This is a genomic window from Mesorhizobium sp. M7A.F.Ca.AU.001.01.1.1 (assembly GCF_004022735.1).
Lineage (GTDB): Bacteria > Pseudomonadota > Alphaproteobacteria > Rhizobiales > Rhizobiaceae > Mesorhizobium > Mesorhizobium ciceri.
Genome location: NZ_RZPF01001203.1, coordinates 1 through 951, shown reverse-complemented (window position 1 = coordinate 951; position 951 = coordinate 1). Strand labels below are relative to the sequence as shown.

The 951-nt window shown below is 61.4% G+C and carries 1 protein-coding gene and 1 pseudogene; both read left to right on the top strand.

Going from position 1 to position 951, the window contains the following annotated elements; all coding sequences use genetic code 11:
- The first annotated feature begins 200 nt into the window (after positions 1-200).
- Positions 201-629 carry a 50S ribosomal protein L11 gene (gene rplK, locus EN884_RS37080; protein WP_013531410.1) on the top strand — a complete coding sequence of 143 codons (429 nt, stop codon included), beginning with the start codon at positions 201-203 and terminating at the stop codon, positions 627-629.
- A gap of 4 nt (positions 630-633) precedes the next feature.
- A pseudogene (locus EN884_RS37075) lies at positions 634-951 on the top strand (50S ribosomal protein L1); the annotation flags it as partial.

Genomic DNA, 951 nt, shown 5'->3' with positions numbered 1-951 from the left:
GTGCCTGTCGATCTGGAATTCGGGCAGGTCGAAAAGGGCTGATCCGAAATCCCTGAAGCCGGTTTGGCGGTCAGGGGAGGCGGCGCGGAAGCGCGGCCTGAGAACGGTGGGAGACGAATGCGGCTTTAGCCGGCCGCATGGATCGCACCACCAGACTGCAACCGCCGGCATGACCGGCATAGACAAAGGCAGGAAAAGAGATGGCTAAGAAAATTGCAGGCCAGCTCAAGCTCCAGGTGAAAGCGGGATCGGCTACGCCGTCTCCCCCGATCGGCCCGGCGCTTGGTCAGCGTGGCATCAACATCATGGAGTTCTGCAAGGCGTTCAACGCGCAGACCCAGGAAATGGAAAAGGGATCGCCGGTTCCGGTTGTCATCACCTACTATCAGGACAAGTCCTTCACCTTCGTCATGAAGACGGCGCCGGTGAGCTACTTCCTGAAGAAGGCGGCGAACCTGACCTCTGGTTCCAAGGAGCCGGGCAAGGTCAAGGCCGGTACGGTTTCGCGTGACAAGGTCCGCGAGATTGCCACCGCGAAGATGAAAGACCTGAACGCAAACGACGTCGAAGCGGCCATGCGCATGGTCGAGGGCTCCGCCCGCTCGATGGGTCTGGAAGTGGTGGGCTAAGATCATGGCAAAGATTGCAAAGCGTGTATCGAAGACCCGCGAAGGCATCGATCCCAACAAGGCTTATGCCCTGGGTGATGCGCTGAAGCTGCTCAAGGACCGTTCCTCGGTGAAGTTCGATGAGACCATCGAAGTCGCCATGAACCTCGGCGTCGACCCGCGCCATGCCGACCAGATGGTCCGCGGCGTGGTCAACCTGCCGAACGGCACCGGCCGCTCGGTACGTGTCGCCGTGTTCGCCCGTGGCGACAAGGCCGACGAAGCGCGCGCCGCCGGCGCCGACATCGTTGGTGCCGAGGATCTGGTCGACATCGTCCAGAAG

Bases quoted from the DNA above. Each gene is read 5' to 3' on its own strand.
- rplK (WP_013531410.1), top strand. From the start codon at position 201: ATGGCTAAGAAAATTGCAGGCCAGCTCAAGCTCCAGGTGAAAGCGGGA.